Origin of the sequence: Ferribacterium limneticum, assembly GCF_020510585.1 — a bacterium.
Lineage (GTDB): Bacteria > Pseudomonadota > Gammaproteobacteria > Burkholderiales > Rhodocyclaceae > Azonexus.
The window spans coordinates 4,339,845-4,355,866 of record NZ_CP075190.1; the positions used below are offsets into that span (position 1 = coordinate 4,339,845).

Below are 16,022 nucleotides of genomic sequence, written 5' to 3' on the forward strand. Positions count from 1 at the left end.
CAGTAATCTAGCATGAAGTTTCGCCTCATTCTCATCGCCCTCGCGCTCCCGTTTTCCGTCCTTGCCCAGAGCAACGGCGACGCTGCTTTCCTGACCGCCCGCGACGCTTTCCGGGTTGGCGACATCAACAAGCTGGAGCGCGCCAGCAGCCAGCTCGGCAACCATGAACTGGCCGTGTACGCCGAGAGCTACCAGCTACGCATGTGGATGGAAAAGGGTGACCCGAACAATATCCGCGACTTCCTGCACCGCAACGAAGGCAGCTACGTCGCCGAAAAGCTGCGCGCCGACTGGATACGCTGGCTCGGCAAGCGTTTGACGTGGAACGAAGTGGATGCCGAATTCCCCAAAATGCTCGCCCCGGAGCCGGATGTCGTCTGCTACAGCCAGCAGGCCCGCCTTGCCCGCGACGACCGCAAGGTACTCGCCGAGGCCGAAAAGCTGTGGCTGACCATGCTCGAACCGTCGGAACCCTGCCGCCAGGTCATGGACGCGCTGGTCGTCAATCAGCGCATTACAGCCGATGAAGTCTGGGCGCGTGCCCGCCGCCAGGTCGAAGCCAATCGCCCAAGCTGGGCCAAAACCACGCTGAATTACCTGCCGGAAAGCCAGATACCGGACAGCAAGGCTTTCGACAGCGCCATCAACAGCGCCATGAGCTACCTCGTCCGCCAACCGGGCAACTGGTCGGCCAGCCGGGCCGGGCGCGAACTGGCCGCTTTCGCCATCTCGCGCCTAGCCACCAACGACCCGCGCATCGCCGCCGACGAGCTGGAAAAGATCAAGGGCAAACTGCACGACAACGAACGCCAGTGGGCATGGAGCCAGATTGCCCTGCAGGGCGCCAAGAAACACCTGGGCGAAACGGTGGACTGGTTCGCCAATGCCGGCAAGGCCCCGTTGTCGGAAGAAGGTGCCCAGTGGAAGGTCCGTGCTGCCCTGCGCGCCCAGGAGTGGGGCGTCGTCCGCGACACCATTGAGGCCATGCCGGCCGAACTCGCCGCCAAGCCGGACTGGATCTACTGGCTCGGCCGCGCCCTCAAATCCGGCGGACGGACAACAGAAGCCGACGCATTGTTCGAAAAAATCGCCGGCCAAACCAATTTCTACGGCAATCTGGCCGACGAAGAACTTGACCGCAAGATAGCGCTGCCCCCCAAGGCCAAGGAAACAACCGCCGAGGAACATAAAGCCGCCCTCGACAACCCGGGCATCCGCCGCGCCCTGGCATTCTTCCGTCTCGCCCTGCGCACCGAAGGGGTCAAGGAATGGAACTGGTCGCTGCGCGGCATGGACGACCGTGAGCTGCTCGCTGTCGCCAATCTCGCCAAGCGCAACCAGATCTGGGACCGGGCCATCAACACCGCCGACAAGACCCGCAACGAACACGATTTCTCGCTGCGCTTCCTCGCCCCCTACGGCGAGACAGTGCGCCCGGCCGCCCAGAATCAGTCGCTCGACGACGCCTGGGTGTACGGCCTGATGCGTCAGGAAAGTCGTTTCATCACCAACGCCAAGTCGAATGTTGGCGCCTCCGGCCTCATGCAGCTCATGCCAGCTACCGCCAAATGGGTGGCCAAGAAAATCGGCCTGCGCGACTTCAGCCACGGTCGCGTCAACGACACCGAAACCAACGTCCTGCTTGGCACCAGCTACATGCGCCTGGTCATGGAAAACCTTGATAACCACCCGGTCCTCGCTTCTGCCGCGTACAACGCCGGCCCCGGCCGGGCCAAGAAATGGCGCGCCGACCGGCCGCTCGAAGGCGCCATCTACGCCGAGACCATCCCGTTCAGTGAAACGCGCGATTACGTCAAAAAAGTGATGAGCAATTCGGTCTATTATTCGGCCCAGTTCAACGGCAAGACCGATTCGCTCAAGACCCGCCTCGGCGTCGTCGGCGCCAGGACCAGCGACAGCATGAAAGACGCAGATCTACCCTAGGAAAACGACATGGCAGTGCAGTCCGACTCATTCCATCTCCTGAGCGATATCCGGGCTCTTTTCCTCAAGCACCTCGGTGCCTTGCTGCAGGATAGCGGTTTGCTCTCCGCCCCGGCCATCCAGGCTATTCAGGACGGTGCTGGCGCCTATTTCGACGAAATGGCCTCGACCAACCGGCGCGGCACATTTGCCGAGGAGGCCAGCGGACTGACCTCATCACGCATCACGCTGGTCGGCGAAGAGGATCTCGAACTCGGCATCCGCCTCGACAACATGAGTGCCCGGCTGTTCGAGCGGACCGGCGGCAGCCTGTGGCGAACCCATCTGCGCTTCGTCACCCTGCTCAGGCGGCCCGACCTGCCGAATAGCGCCAACCCAATCGGCCCCAAAGGCATCGCCCAGGGCCTCAACACCATGTTCGACGCAGCCGGCGCCTTCGCCATCGACAAGAAGCTGGAATTGCTCGACCGCATCGAAGCCTGTCTGCTCGAAGGATTACCGGCGCTCTACGCCGAAGTAAACGACTTCATGGATCGTGGTGGTGTCGAGGCCGCCCAGCCGAGCATCATCGGCAGCCAGGAAGGACCGGCGAGCCCAGAATCGCCGGCCACTCAGGCCAATGCCTTGCTTGCCCTGCAGCAAAGGCTGCTTGCCAGCGTGCCCGGTGCGGCCGAAATGCCGCAGGTGCAGGCCGGCGGTGGTGCAGCGGCATCGCTGCTCAACCAGGCCACCCTCGAACGCCTGATCGAGCGGCTCAACGAACTCGATCGCCGGGACACTTTCGGGCAAAAATTCGCACCGACCCAGACGGGGGGCGGCATGATCCCGGCGCTGTTCACACCCGACGGCGACTTCACCAGCCAGCCCAAGGTCCTCAAGTCTGCCCAGCTCGGCATTCCGACCACGGCCAACGAGGGCCTGGCCATTGACACGCTGGCCATGATCTTCGAGGCCATCTTCGCCAACCCTGCCTTGCCGGATGCCCTCAAAGCCGTCATCTCGAGCCTGCAGATCACGCTGCTCAAGGTGGCGATGAAGGACAGCTCGCTGTTTGCCGATGCCCAACACCCGGCGCGACTGGTCGTCGACCGCATGGGACAGGCCATTCTTGGCCTGCCGACCGATGTTCCCGCCCGCCACCCGGTCTGCGCCCGCCTGTTCGACATCGCCACCCTACTGCGCAGCGAAAGCAGCGCCGACAAGGCCGCCTTCGCGACGGCGCTGGCCGAACTCGACGCGCTGCTGGCCGAACGCAACGCCAGCTTTGCTGCAGCGACGACGCCCTATCTCCCCCTGATCGAGCAGCTTGACCGCAAGGACGAGGCCGCCCAAGGCGTCCGCCTGGCCCTCGAAAAATTCATCGCGACCAACCCGCCGGCCGCCATCCGCACTTTTCTCGAGCAATCGTGGAGCCGCCTGCTGCAGACAATCTGGCTCGAAGAGGGCGAACAGGGCGCCGCCTGGCAGGAAGGACTTGCCGTCATCGATGACCTGCTGTGGACCATCCAGCCCAAGGCTGATCCCGATGAGCGCAAGACCCTGGCCCGCCGCCTGCCCGAGATCCTCAAACGCCTGCGCGCCGGAATGGCTCGCATCGGCTTGTCGGCCGAAGCGGAGTCCGCCTTCCTCGACGAATGTTTCGAACTGCAGACCAGGGCGCTACGTGCCGTGCCGGCCGCAGCCTCTCCCGAGGCTGCAGCGGCTGAGCTTTTCCCGAGCGGCGTTTCGGCTCCGGCCGGTATGCCGGTCAGCGGAAAGTTGGAGGTGGACCAGCGGGTTCTCGCCACGCTCGATTTTGCCGACTATCGTCCGGCGCCTTCCCGTGCGCTGCCCGTCAAGGTTGGCGACTGGCTCGAAATCCCGCTGGCCGATGGCAGCCAGGGCATCGGCCGACTTTGCCACATCAGCCCGAGCAAACGTCGGGTATTGTTCCTGAACCCGGAATCCGGGCTGGCGCTGGCGGTTCATCCGGCCATTCTCGAGCGCCAGTTGCGCGATGGCGAGGCCCGCATCAGCCCGCTCAGCACCTTGTTCGAAACGGCAGCCGGCGTCGCCCTGCAACAATCAGCGGGGCGCTAAAGCGGCGATCGACCACAGGTCTGCCCGGAAAGCGGCAAATTGCCTTAAAATCCGGGTTTTACGTATTCAGTTTCCGGGGTTTCAAATGGACATCAAGAAGGTCTTGCTGCTGGGGGGTAGCGGTTTCGTCGGTACCTATATCGTCAACCGTCTGTCGCAGCGCGGCATCGAAGTCACCGTACCGACGCGTCGCCGCGAACGCACCAAGGCGCTGATCATGCAGCCGGGCGTCAGCATGCCGGAAGCCGACATCCACTGCGAAAAGACCCTGAGCGAACTGATGTGTGGCCACGACGCCGTGATCAACCTGGTCGGCGTCCTCCACAGCCGCGACGTCGTCCTGCCCTACAGCCGCGATTTCGCCGAAGCCCACGTCGAACTGCCGAAAAAGATCATTGCCGCCTGCAAGGCCACCGGTGTCCGCCGTCTGGTACACATGAGCGCCCTCAACGCCGACCCCAAGGGGCCGTCCGAATACCTGCGCTCGAAGGGCGACGGTGAAGCCATCGTGCGCGCTGCCCAGGGTGAGCTGGACGTCACCATCTTCCGCCCGTCGGTCATCTTCGGGCTCGGCGACTCTTTCCTGTCGATGTTTGCCAGCATTTTGAAGAAAGTCCCGTTCTTCCCGCTCGGTTTCGGTCATGCCCGCTTCCAGCCGGTGTGGGCTGCCGATGTTGCCGATGCCTTCGTCGATTGCCTGAACGACGTCGCCACCTACGGCCAGACCTACGAACTGGTCGGTCCGAAGACCTACACGCTGCGTGAACTGGTCGACTACACCAAGGAACTGGCCGGCAGCACGGCCACCATCGTTCCCTTGTCCGAAGGCTGGGCTTACCTGCAGGCCGGCCTGATGTGGCTGGCCCCGAGCCCGATGCTGTCGCCGGACAACCTGCGCTCGATGGAAAAGGACAGCGTCGCCGAAGCCGGCAGCAAGCAGCCAGCCAACTGGCGCCCAACGGCGCTGGAAGCCATCGCGCCGACCTACATCGCGCTCAACACACCAAAGGGCAAGCTCGACGGCTTCCGCTATCGCGCCGGTCGCTGAGGGCGCGCCACCGACCGTGCAGATATTCATCGTTGGCGGCGCGGTCCGCGATGAACTGCTCGGCCGGCCCAATGCCGACCGCGATTACGTCGTCGTCGGTGCCACCCCGGAAGCTCTGCTCAAGCAGGGGTTCCGACCGGTCGGCAAGGATTTCCCGGTATTCCTCCACCCGAAGACCCAGGAGGAATACGCGCTGGCCCGCACCGAACGCAAGTCCGGACACGGCTACCACGGCTTCACGTTTCATGCCGCACCGAACGTCACGCTGGAAGAAGATCTCGCCCGTCGCGACCTGACCATCAATGCCATGGCCAAAGCCGCCGATGGCACGTTGATTGACCCTTTCCACGGTCAACCGGATTTATCGGCCAAAATCCTAAGGCATGTCGGCCCGGCCTTTGCCGAAGACCCGGTGCGTATTCTGCGCATCGCCCGCTTTGCCGCGCGCTTCAGCGATTTTACGGTCGCCCCGGAAACGCTGGCCCTGATGCGCGACATGGTGGCCAGCGGTGAAGTCGATCACCTGGTCGCCGAACGAGTCTGGCAGGAACTGGCCAAGGGCCTGATGGAAGACAAGCCGTCACGGATGTTCGAAGTCCTGCGCGACTGCGGCGCCCTGGCCCGCTTGCTGCCCGAGCTCGATGCTTTGTTCGGCGTGCCGCAACGCGCCGATTACCATCCTGAAATAGACACCGGCATCCACACCATGATGGTCGTCGACCAGTCGGCGAAACGCGGCTTCGCCTTGCCCGTGCGCTTTGCCGCGCTGACCCACGATCTTGGCAAGGGCACGACGCCGGCCGACATCCTGCCGCGCCATATCGGCCACGAAGAGCGCAGCGTGACCCTGAGCGAAAAACTGTGCGCCCGCCTGCGCGTGCCGAGCGACTGTCGCGACCTCGCCCTGCTCATGGCGCGCTATCACGGCAACGTCCATCGCGCTGCCGACCTCAAGGCCAGCACCATCGTCACGTTGTTCGAAAAAACCGATGCGCTGCGCCGGCCGGAACGTTTCCAGCAACTGCTCGATGCCTGCCTGTGCGATTACACCGGCCGGCTGGGCTGGGAAAATCGCCCCTACGACAGCCCGCGCTATCTGCTTGCGGCACTCGCTGCGGTCAACGCCGTCGAAGCAGGAAAAATCGCGCTGGCCTGCACCGACAAGGCGAAAATTCCCGAACGCATTTACACGGCACGGGTCAACGCGCTCAAAATTTTGTTAAATGACTCGGGAGAGCAGCCAGAGCAATAACGAAAAAATGATCGTGGTCGCCACCGGAAACGTGTAACTTCGACCACGAAAGCGGAATGCGAAATCTCCCGGCAATTTGCCGAACCGAATAAAGCGCGCCAGATGCGGGCCGATGATGCCCAGCAAAAAAATCGCCACCACCAGCGTCAAAATCCACTTCAGCATTTGCCTTGCACCGCAGGGTGAAAACCGCATTAAATCACGCCTCACCCTGAACAGAGCCCCATGCTAAAAACACAAATCGTTGAAGGCCTCGAAGTCTTCTCCTGCCTGCCTTCCCGCAAGACCACCAAACCGGCACTACTGTTCGTACACGGTGCCTTTGCCGGTGGCTGGATGTGGACCGAAACCTTCATGCCGTTTCTCGCCAAGGCTGGCTACCCCTGCTACGCCCTGTCACTGCGGGGCCACGCCGGCAGCGCGGGGCGCGAGCATATCAACTGGCATTCGGTCGGCGATTACGTCGATGACGTCAAGACCGTCGTCGACTGGCTGGGTGCGACGCCTGTCCTGATCGGTCATTCAATGGGTGGCTTCATCATCCAGAAATATCTCGAACATCGTGAAGCTTCGGCCGTTGCCCTGATCTGCTCGGTGCCACCACAAGGCCTGATCGCCTCCCAGTTTCACCTGATGTTCAACAAGCCGCAGTTGTTCCAGGAAATCAATCAGATCATGGACGGCAAATACACCGATACCGGCACGCTGCGCGAAGCGCTGTTTGCCGGCGAGGTCGATGAAACCATGCTGGCCGCCTGGCTGAGCCGGATGCAGCCGGAATCGCATCGGGCGCTATGGGACATGTCGATGTTCAGCCTGCCCAACCTCTACGCCATGCATCGGCCGCCGATGCTCATCCTCGGCGCAGAAGACGACGTACTGGTGCCCGCCTTTCTGGTCCAGACGACCGGACAAACCTACGGCGAGCACGTCCATATTTTCCGCAATATGGGTCACGCCGTGACCCATGAAAAAGAATGGCCGCTCGTCGCGGCCACCTTGAGTGACTGGCTGGAAAAAATCAAACCTTGACGTCGACCGAGTTGCCCAAGTTGGGCGGGTTGCTCGGCACTTGCGGCAAGGCCTCCAGCAACTGCATCGCATGCTGTTCTTGAATGTCGATCGCCTTCTTGATAACTGCCGTATTGGCGGCGTCCCTGATCTCCACTGGAGACATGGCGGAGGTCAAACTGCCTACAGAAGAAACATCCATCTTGCGCTCACTCCAATTCGGACACATTATTAGTCTACTGTAGTCGATATATTTGCCAATTCAATGAGCAATTCCGAAAAAACAGGACCGCTGTCCACCATCCTTGAAGCCATCCGCGCCAAACGTGAGCGCAAGACCGGCACGAGCCAGGATATTGCCGAGCTGGAAGCCTCGCTGATCGCGGACATCGAAGCCTTCGATCTGGATGCCGCTGAACGGCGTGCCCGCAGGGAATACCTAGCCAACTCTGGCGCTGGCATGACCGATCCGACGCTGGTGTTTCCCGAAATCGCGCCAGCCAGACCCGCCGCTAAACCGGCCCAAGCCAAACCAATCGAAGCTAAGGCGCCCGAGCAAGCGACGAAAAAAGAAAGCACGCCAGAACTCGGCAGCAGCTTCCTTGACCAGCTACGACAACGGGCCGAAGTACGGCAGCGGGAAATCCATAGTGCTCTGGCCGAACGCACCTCAATCAACGAGGCCATCGACCAGGCCCTGAAGCATCTCTTTTTCTATCTGCATGAGCTGGTTCAGCAACTGAACATCATCAAGCCGGAAATCCCGCGCGATTACCCGCTGATCGAACAATTCGAGCTCAATCAGCTCGTCTGGCAGGAAGGCTTTGCCGATTACCGGACACAGTCGCAAAGCGCCGGAGCACTGGTCGAGCTGGTCACCTTCTCCTACCACCTGAACGCAAGCAACACACTGCACATCGAACGTGATGGTCCCTCGGTGGAACGCTTCCGGGCCATGCTTTTTGACTTCGGCCTGCCCTTCACCTACAAGGAATTCAAGAACGAGCGCAGCTATGTCGAACGCGCCGAGTTTGAAATCCGCAGCGATGTCAGCGTCAGTGCACGCTGGCGGGCGGACTTTTCGAAGGGTGTCATCGTCCTCGAAACACGTAATCTGGAGCGGCTGGGCAGCGCCCTCTACAGCCTCCGACCGCAAGTCGTCGACCAGGCACTGCTGGACGATTTCGGCCGCCTGATCCTCGGTCAGCCAAACCGTTTCCGCGAACTGGCCAAGCGCTAGGTATCCAGTTACAAACGCCGGCTCTGATCGCCATTGGCGAAGCCGAGAAGCGCTTCGTCCAGGCCGCGGCCGATGGCTATCACCTTGAATAGCTCGCCCATTTCGTGCGGCATCAGCAGCTTGCCGACGGCGCCTGCAGCCCGAATGTATTCGGGCGTTGCGTGAGGAATGCCGGCCAGGCAATCGAGAATCCCGCAATTGAGCAGGAATTGTCCCTGACTGGCATACCCGAGTAATTCCAGCCCGCTGGCGTGGGCCGCTGCAATAATCGCCGTGAAATCGACGTGGACCGTCACATCCTGCAAGCCCGGCAAATAGAACGGGTCGGGGTGCGCATGATGGCGGTAATGGCACATCAAGGTTCCACGGCCGCGTTGCTGATGGTAGAACTCGCGGCGCGGGAAGCCATAGTCGATCAGCAGCAGCGCTCCCTTGTTCAGGCGATGTCCCCATTCCGCCGACCAGGCTCGTGCCACGAGGCTTATTTCGCTCTCGAAACCCGGCGGCAGGCTGCATTGTTCACCGATTTCCTGGGCCGCAACGAGCAAGGCACCGCTTGCCGGATGTTCTTTCCATACGAAATGGCCAGCTTCATTCACGACAACACCGCGCTCGAAAATCCTTTCGTCTCGCCAGGCAACAATGTGGGCCGGCATGGCGTCCAGCAGTTCATTGGCGACGACAACTCCCGAAAACTGTTCCGGCAGGCAATCCAGCCACTCAACCCGCGACAGCAGATGTGGCACGGCCGCTGCGATCGTTTCCTGCTGGCGCTGGCGCAAATCGGCCGACAAATCGAGAATGAAATAGCGCTCCGGCAATGCTTCCGCTTTCTCCAGCGCAAGCAGCAAATCAGCGGCCAAACGCCCTGAGCCGGCCCCCACCTCAAGCACCACGGGAACCGATGCCGCCATGACTTGAGCGACCTGCCGGGCCAATGCCTGTCCGAATAACGCGGTCATTTCAGGGGACGTGATGAAATCGCCAGCCGCCCCGAATTTGCGCGCTCCGGCTGTGTAGTAACCAAGCCCTGGCGCATAGAGCAGTTGCTCCATGAAACGCGCAAAGGAGAGCCAACCGCCCGCTGCAGAAATCTCGTCGACAAGGCTTTGTTGCAGGCGCTGGCTATGTGCGAGAGCCTCCGGTGCGGGAATCGGCAGGTTGTTCATGGTAAGTTCAAAAAGTGTCAATTTTAAGGCCACCACGAGAATTTCGCGGTGGCCTATGCTATTTTTGCATTCTGCATCAAAGGAGGAGACTGACCTTGCGCGTCAAACAAATAATCAATCGCAAGCCGGCTGATCTGGCTGTGGCGCTGGACAACTTGAAAAATTCCGCGGCGGACCTGCTGCTAATCTTCGGCAGCATCGAACACTTCAGTTTTCCGGGATTCCACGAGTCAATCCGCAGCGCATTTCCCGAAGCCTTGCTGCTCGGCTGTTCGACGGCGGGCGAGATCACGGCAGCGGGCGTCGATGATGGAACCAGTAGCATCACCGCCATCAAATTCGACCAAACCCGCCTCAGCCAGGGCAACACACGGTTGACCGGTATGGATGATTCTTTCGCCGCTGGCGAAAGACTGGGAAAGCAGATTTCCGCGGCCGGGCTCAAGGCCGTCCTCGTTTTCGGGCCAGGGGTCAAAATCAACGGTAGCGCGCTGGTCAATGGCATCACCAGCATCATTGGCACCAGCATCCCGATTACCGGCGGACTGGCTGGTGACGGCGGCGCCTTCAAGGAAACCTTTACCATTGGCCCGGACGGCGTGGCCAACAACCAGATAGTAGCCATTGGCCTGAGTGGCGACGGGCTGCGCTTCGGACACGGCTCGTTCGGCGGCTGGGAGCCTTTTGGCCCAGCCCGCAAGGTGACACGCAGCGAAGGCAACATTTTGCACGAACTTGACGGCGAACCGGCACTCGAAATTTACCGCCGCTACTTGGGCGAGCACGCCAAGGGTCTGCCGGCATCAGGGCTCCTTTTCCCATTTGCCATGCTGGGCGAAGACCATAGCGCGGTCGGTCTGATTCGCACCATTCTCGGCATAGACGAAGCCAGCGGCAGCCTGATCCTGGCTGGCGAGATCGACCCGGATGGCTATTTGCGCCTGATGCACGCCAGTACCGACAAACTGGTTAACGGGGCCGAATCAGCCGCCGAGGCAGCTGCAGCCATGGCACAGGGCGCCGGTGAAAGCGTGGCGATTCTGGTCAGCTGCGTTGGTCGAAAACTGGTCATGGGCAACCGGGTCGACGAAGAGGTCGAGGCAGTCGGCGATGTATTTGGCAAGGCCGGCGTACTGACTGGCTTCTACTCCTACGGAGAAATCAGCCCGTTCGCACCCGGCGCATCGTGCAAATTGCATAATCAGACAATGACCATCACCTGCCTGAGTGAGGCCTGACCCAAACCACATGCAAAAAGCGCTTCTCCGGCAACTCAAGCGCAGCCTTGGGATCAGCAGCGAAGCCGAACTGGCTGCCTTGCTGAACTCGATGAGCACTGCAGCGACGACGGCAGATCCAAGCTTGCGAGCTGCCCTGGAAGGCTTTGGCGATTTCCTGACGCGCGTCGACAGCAGCTACGAGCAATACGAGCGCGATCTTGATTTGCGTACCCGTAGCCTGGAAATTTCCTCGTCCGAACTCTCGGACAGCAACGAGAAACTACGTCTGTCGCTGGCTGATCGCGAAAATGCGCTGCGTTCCTTGCGAAAAACAGTCCTGCATTTGTTGCCAGACGATGACCGGAGTGATCACGCCGATACCCTTGCCGATGAGGACATCGCCGAACTGTCCAAGCGAATCGCCTCGATGGTCGCGGAAAGCGAGCATGGCCGCCGTGAGTTGGCGACCCAGAAATTCGCCCTCGACCAGCATGCGATCGTCAGCATCACCGACACAGCCGGCACGATTTTGTATGCCAACGACCGTTTTTGCGACATCAGCGGTTACACCCGCGAGGAACTGCTCGGCCGCAATCACCGCATCATCAATTCCGGCACGCATCCACCAGAAATGTTCCGCGACATGTGGCAGACCATTTCGCTTGGCCAGGTCTGGCGTGGCGAAGTCTGCAACCGGGCGCGCGGCGGTAATCTGTATTGGGTGAACGCCACCATTGTCCCGCTACTGAACGCATCAGGGGAGCCTGAGCGCCATATCGCGATCCGGACCGACATCACCGACCGCAAACGCATCGAGACGCAATTGTCGGAGCAATTGCATCTGGTCGAAGAGTTGATCGAGGCGATCCCCTTGCCGGTTTACCTGAAAGATAGTGCCGGGCGCTACGTTCGCCTGAACAGGGCTTTCGAATTGTTCTTCCATATAGATCGCGAGGCAATCATCGGCCATACGCTGCGCGATCTCCTCTCCCCGGAAGACGCCCGCCGGCATATCGAAAAAGACGCGGAACTGTTTGCCAGCAAGGGAATGCAGTCCTATGAAGCCTCAGTGCATAGTCTGGATGGCGTCGTTCACGATACGGTCTATCGCAAAGCGGCGCTGACCCGCCGCGACGGGAGCGTTTCCGGATTGCTTGGTGTGATTGTCGATATCACCGAGCGAAAACAAGCTGAGGTCGAAGTCCTGCGGGCCAAGGAAGCAGCAGAAGCAGCCAGCCGGGCGAAGAGCGACTTCCTCGCCAACATGAGTCACGAGATTCGTACGCCGATGAACGGCGTCATCGGCATGACCGATTTGGCCCTGGAAACGGCGTTGACCGCAGAACAGCGCGACTACCTGACCATCGCAAAGTCTTCGGCCGAGTCCCTGCTCACCATCATCAACGATATTCTGGACTTTTCGAAGATCGAAGCCGGCAAATTGCTGGTCGAGGAGATTTCCTTCGATCTGTATCGGCTCATTGCCGAAGTGCTGAAGCCCCTGGCGCTACGAGCCCACGAAAAGGGAATCGAACTGCTCAGCGAAGTGCTTCACGATGTACCCCGTTACGTCAAAGGCGACCCTAGCCGCATACGGCAGGTGCTGGTCAACCTGGTCGGCAACGCCATCAAATTTACCAACGATGGAGAAATCGCCTTGCGCACCGAACTGCTGCAATTGCAGGACGGCCACGCGATCGTCCATTTTGCGGTGCGCGATACAGGCATCGGTATCGCACCCGACAAGCAGGATCTGATTTTCGATGCGTTCTCGCAGGAAGACACATCGACGACGCGAAGGTATGGCGGCACCGGTCTTGGCTTGTCGATCTGCCGCCGTCTGGTCGAACTGATGGGTGGCCGTATCTGGCTGCACAGCCAGATGGGCGAGGGCAGTACCTTCCATTTTTCGGTACAACTTGAGGTGTCGGAGCAGGCAACATCCGCCCAGGGTAGTCAGGTCAATTTGGCCGGCCGCCGCATCCTTGTTGTCGACGACAATGCCACCAACCGGCGCATCCTGAGCAGTATGTTGAGCTTGCTGAAAGCGATTCCCCGCGATGTCGATTCTGCTCAGGCGGCGCTAGCGTTAATGAAAGACGGCAACACCGATTTCGATTGCATCCTGCTCGACGCACAAATGCCTGAGATGGACGGTTACGAACTGGCGCGCCACCTGCATGCAAGCCACAAATACCTGCCGCCGATGTTGATGCTCTCATCCGGCGCCCTGCGTGGCGACGCCCAACGATGCCAGGAAGCCGGAATCGCCGGATTTTTCTCCAAACCCATTTCGCTGGACGAATTGCATGCCGCTTTAGGGCGCCTGTTCGATAACACGCCCATCGCCAATAACGCGACAGGAACACCGCTGGTCACCCGTCATTCGCTACGCGAAGCCCGGCGCGCGCTGGAAATCCTGCTTGTCGAAGATCACCCGACCAACCAGAAGCTTGCCCTCGGCCTGCTTGGCAAATGGGGACACAAAGCCACGCTGGCACGAAATGGTCAGGAAGCGCTGGACATTCTGGCAACCCGGTCCTTTGATCTGATCCTGATGGATATGCAGATGCCAGTCATGGGGGGCATCGAAGCGACGCAACGAATCCGTGCCCGCGAGGCTGATGGTCATCTACCGCGCACACCGATCATTGCGATGACTGCCGCAGCCATGCAGGACGACCGCGATGCCTGCCTGGCTGCCGGCATGGACGACTATCTTTCCAAACCAATCAGGGTCAAGGAATTGCAGGAAAAACTGCATGCCATTAGTGGAAACCTCTGATTCAACGCAGAATTTTTTCGCCGGACTGATGGCACAAGGTAAACTGGCCGCTTTTCAATTTTAGGCAGTAAACCCGGTTGACCGTGGCAAACGCACTGCATGGTCCTTACACCGCCCTTTTCCGTACCCCATGACCCAATCGAACAACCTGCTAAAGCTGCGCAAATATCTGGAAGGCCGTACCGGCAAGGCGATCATCGACTACAACATGATCGAGGATGGCGATACGGTGCTCGTCTGCGTTTCGGGGGGCAAGGATTCCTACACGCTGCTCGCCATGCTGATGGCACTGCAAAAGCGCGCGCCGGTCAAATTCCGCCTGATCGCCATGAATCTTGACCAGAAGCAGCCCGGTTTTCCCGCTGACGTTCTGCCACGCTATTTCGAGTCGATCGGCATTGAGCATCGGATCGTCGAAGCCGATACCTATTCGGTCGTCAAGGAAAAGATTCCCGAAGGGAAAACCACCTGTTCGCTCTGTTCGCGGCTCCGTCGCGGCGTCATCTACCGAACCGCCAAGGAACTGGGCGCCAACAAGATAGCCCTCGGCCATCACCGCGACGACATGGTGCACACGCTCTTTCTCAACATGCTCTTCGGCGGCAAGCTCAAGGCCATGCCGCCGAAGCTCGTCACCGACGACAAGGCACATGTCGTCATTCGGCCACTGGCCTATTGCGCCGAGTCTGATATTGCGAAATTTGCCCGGGGCATGGAATTCCCGATCATTCCCTGCAACCTGTGCGGCTCGCAGGACAATCTGCAACGCCAGAAAATCCGGGAAATGATGCAGGACTGGGACAAGCGCTATCCCGGTCGTACAGAATCCGTGTTCACCGCCATGCAAAACGTCGTTCCGTCGCACCTGGCAGACGGCGACTTGTTTGATTTTCACGGACTGACGCTGGACACGCCGGTCGAAGAAGGCGATATTGCATTTGATGCCCCGGAAATGGCGATCAGTGGAACCATTCCGATAAGCCTTTCGGCATAATGCAGAAGACGTACGATCAACATATAATGAGTGGTCGTCAATTAAAGGACTCTGGGTCGCCATGAGCGCCACGCAACGAAAATTGATCGTGATGTTCGCCGATGTCTCCGGCAGTACAGCGCTTTTCGAGCGCCTTGGAGACAAAGAGGCCATGCACGCGGTTGAACGTTGCCTGAAGCGCATGAAACGCTCCATCGATGGCTACAAGGGCAAGACCATCCAAGTGGTTGGAGATGAGTTGCTTGGTGCCTTTGAAACCGCTGAAGATGCTTGCCAGGCTGCCATCGACATGCAGCAGCGGATTGCCGACCTGCCGCCCGTTTCTGGCCTGAAATTGACTATCCGCATTGGTTTGCACTGCGGCGAAGTGTTAGACGATGGAAAAAAGCTCACTGGATCGCCCGTTTCGACGGCCGCCCGTATCGCTGGGATTGCTCGACGTAACCAGATCTTGTGCAGCTCACTTCTCGTCCAAGCCCTGGCCGAACCAAGCTTCATTTCTGCCGATCCGGTTCCCGAACTAGGTAGTGTTCCCGAAGATGGCGAAGCTTTGGCGCTATTCCAGATTAACTGGCCGAACTATCAAGGTGCCACCGCGAATTCGGCGCACTCGGCTTTCGGCCCAAGTAGCGCCGTACCCGTCGACCGCCTTTGTGTTCGCCATCGCGGCAAGGCTTTTTTGCTCGACGACAAGACCCCAGTCCTGACCATCGGCCGTGATCTTGGCTGCAAACTGATCATCGACGATCGAAAAGCCTCGCGACAACACGCACGGGTTGAAAGACGGAGCGATGGCTTCTATCTGGTCGACACCAGCACAAATGGCTGCTTTGTAACGCTCTCAGGACGCCAGGAAGTCATGGTCCGGCGCCATGAAATGCAACTCGAAAGTCGTGGCCAGATCAGTTTTGGCAATTCAGGCAACGATCCCCTGGCCGATATCGCCGAATTCGAGCATCTGTAAACGAAAATCGGCCATCCTCAGATGGCCGATTGCTTCCCGAGCAGATTGTTTACTTGGCTGCAGCTTCAGCCGAGCATTTCTTCATGAAGCTATTCTTGGCGGCACCAGCCAGTTTCTTTTCCTTGGCGGTAGCAGCACAAGCCTCATTTTCCGGGGCTGCGCCAGCATCGCGGGTGCACTTTTTCATGAAGCTGTTCTTGGCGGCACCAGCCAGCTTTTTCTCGGCGGCCTGCGCGGCACAATCATCAGCGGCGTAAGCAGTGGTAGCAGCGAATGCAACAATCAGCAGCGCGATCAATTTCTTCATTGGGTGTCC

Annotated in this window: 14 protein-coding genes; 10 read left to right on the plus strand and 4 right to left on the minus strand. The window is 59.8% G+C overall.

The window, feature by feature from the left end; translation table 11 throughout:
* The first annotated feature begins 12 nt into the window (after positions 1 to 12).
* From KI613_RS20800 to KI613_RS20815, 4 genes are all read left to right on the plus strand, one after another.
* The gene (locus tag KI613_RS20800; protein ID WP_226403103.1) at positions 13 to 1,944 is read left to right on the plus strand and encodes a lytic transglycosylase domain-containing protein; all 1,932 of its coding nucleotides are present in this window, start codon (positions 13 to 15) and stop codon (positions 1,942 to 1,944) included.
* A gap of 9 nt (positions 1,945 to 1,953) precedes the next feature.
* On the plus strand, positions 1,954 to 4,023 hold the full coding sequence (locus KI613_RS20805) for a DUF1631 family protein (RefSeq protein WP_226403105.1): 2,070 nt from the start codon (positions 1,954 to 1,956) through the stop codon (positions 4,021 to 4,023).
* An 85-nt stretch (positions 4,024 to 4,108) separates the two neighbouring features.
* Positions 4,109 to 5,071, plus strand: a complete 963-nt coding sequence (locus tag KI613_RS20810; protein WP_226403107.1) for a complex I NDUFA9 subunit family protein — start codon at positions 4,109 to 4,111, stop codon at positions 5,069 to 5,071.
* 16 nt (positions 5,072 to 5,087) lie between these two features.
* The gene (locus KI613_RS20815; protein WP_226403109.1) at positions 5,088 to 6,323 is read left to right on the plus strand and encodes a multifunctional CCA addition/repair protein; all 1,236 of its coding nucleotides are present in this window, start codon (positions 5,088 to 5,090) and stop codon (positions 6,321 to 6,323) included.
* Here KI613_RS20815 and KI613_RS20820 read toward each other — a convergent pair.
* Positions 6,291 to 6,488 (minus strand): DUF2905 domain-containing protein, encoded by a 198-nt coding sequence (locus tag KI613_RS20820; RefSeq protein WP_226403111.1) that lies wholly within the window; start codon positions 6,486 to 6,488, stop codon positions 6,291 to 6,293. The genes KI613_RS20815 and KI613_RS20820 overlap by 33 nt on opposite strands.
* A gap of 60 nt (positions 6,489 to 6,548) precedes the next feature.
* On the opposite strand from KI613_RS20820, the gene KI613_RS20825 reads away from it, so the two are divergent.
* On the plus strand, positions 6,549 to 7,355 hold the full coding sequence (locus KI613_RS20825; RefSeq protein ID WP_226403113.1) for an alpha/beta hydrolase: 807 nt from the start codon (positions 6,549 to 6,551) through the stop codon (positions 7,353 to 7,355).
* Here KI613_RS20825 and KI613_RS20830 read toward each other — a convergent pair.
* Positions 7,345 to 7,536 carry a YjfB family protein gene (locus KI613_RS20830; RefSeq protein ID WP_226403115.1) on the minus strand — a complete coding sequence of 64 codons (192 nt, stop codon included), beginning with the start codon at positions 7,534 to 7,536 and terminating at the stop codon, positions 7,345 to 7,347. The two genes, KI613_RS20825 and KI613_RS20830, sit on opposite strands and share 11 nt — an antisense overlap.
* Positions 7,537 to 7,599: 63 nt before the next feature.
* Here KI613_RS20830 and KI613_RS20835 point away from each other — a divergent pair, with 63 nt between their 5' ends.
* A complete protein-coding gene (locus KI613_RS20835) occupies positions 7,600 to 8,574 on the plus strand; it encodes a hypothetical protein (protein WP_226403117.1) in 975 nt (324 codons plus the stop codon).
* Between the two features lie 8 nt (positions 8,575 to 8,582).
* Here the strand turns inward: KI613_RS20835 and KI613_RS20840 are convergent, their stop codons facing one another.
* Complete coding sequence (locus tag KI613_RS20840) at positions 8,583 to 9,743, minus strand: class I SAM-dependent methyltransferase (protein WP_226403119.1); 1,161 nt, start codon at positions 9,741 to 9,743, stop codon at positions 8,583 to 8,585.
* Positions 9,744 to 9,838: 95 nt separating this feature from the next.
* Between KI613_RS20840 and KI613_RS20845 the strand changes: the two genes are divergently transcribed.
* The 4 genes from KI613_RS20845 to KI613_RS20860 all read left to right on the plus strand — a co-directional run bounded on the left by KI613_RS20845 (position 9,839) and on the right by KI613_RS20860 (position 15,706).
* Complete coding sequence (locus KI613_RS20845) at positions 9,839 to 10,981, plus strand: FIST signal transduction protein (protein ID WP_226403121.1); 1,143 nt, start codon at positions 9,839 to 9,841, stop codon at positions 10,979 to 10,981.
* A gap of 10 nt (positions 10,982 to 10,991) precedes the next feature.
* Positions 10,992 to 13,748 carry a PAS domain-containing hybrid sensor histidine kinase/response regulator gene (locus KI613_RS20850; RefSeq protein ID WP_226403122.1) on the plus strand — a complete coding sequence of 919 codons (2,757 nt, stop codon included), beginning with the start codon at positions 10,992 to 10,994 and terminating at the stop codon, positions 13,746 to 13,748.
* A gap of 130 nt (positions 13,749 to 13,878) precedes the next feature.
* Positions 13,879 to 14,742, plus strand: a complete 864-nt coding sequence (gene ttcA, locus KI613_RS20855) for a tRNA 2-thiocytidine(32) synthetase TtcA (protein ID WP_226403123.1) — start codon at positions 13,879 to 13,881, stop codon at positions 14,740 to 14,742.
* 61 nt (positions 14,743 to 14,803) lie between these two features.
* On the plus strand, positions 14,804 to 15,706 hold the full coding sequence (locus tag KI613_RS20860; RefSeq protein WP_226403124.1) for an adenylate/guanylate cyclase domain-containing protein: 903 nt from the start codon (positions 14,804 to 14,806) through the stop codon (positions 15,704 to 15,706).
* A gap of 49 nt (positions 15,707 to 15,755) precedes the next feature.
* On the opposite strand, the gene KI613_RS20865 is transcribed toward KI613_RS20860, so the two are convergent.
* On the minus strand, positions 15,756 to 16,013 hold the full coding sequence (locus KI613_RS20865) for a PsiF family protein (protein ID WP_226403125.1): 258 nt from the start codon (positions 16,011 to 16,013) through the stop codon (positions 15,756 to 15,758).
* Positions 16,014 to 16,022 lie beyond the last annotated feature (9 nt).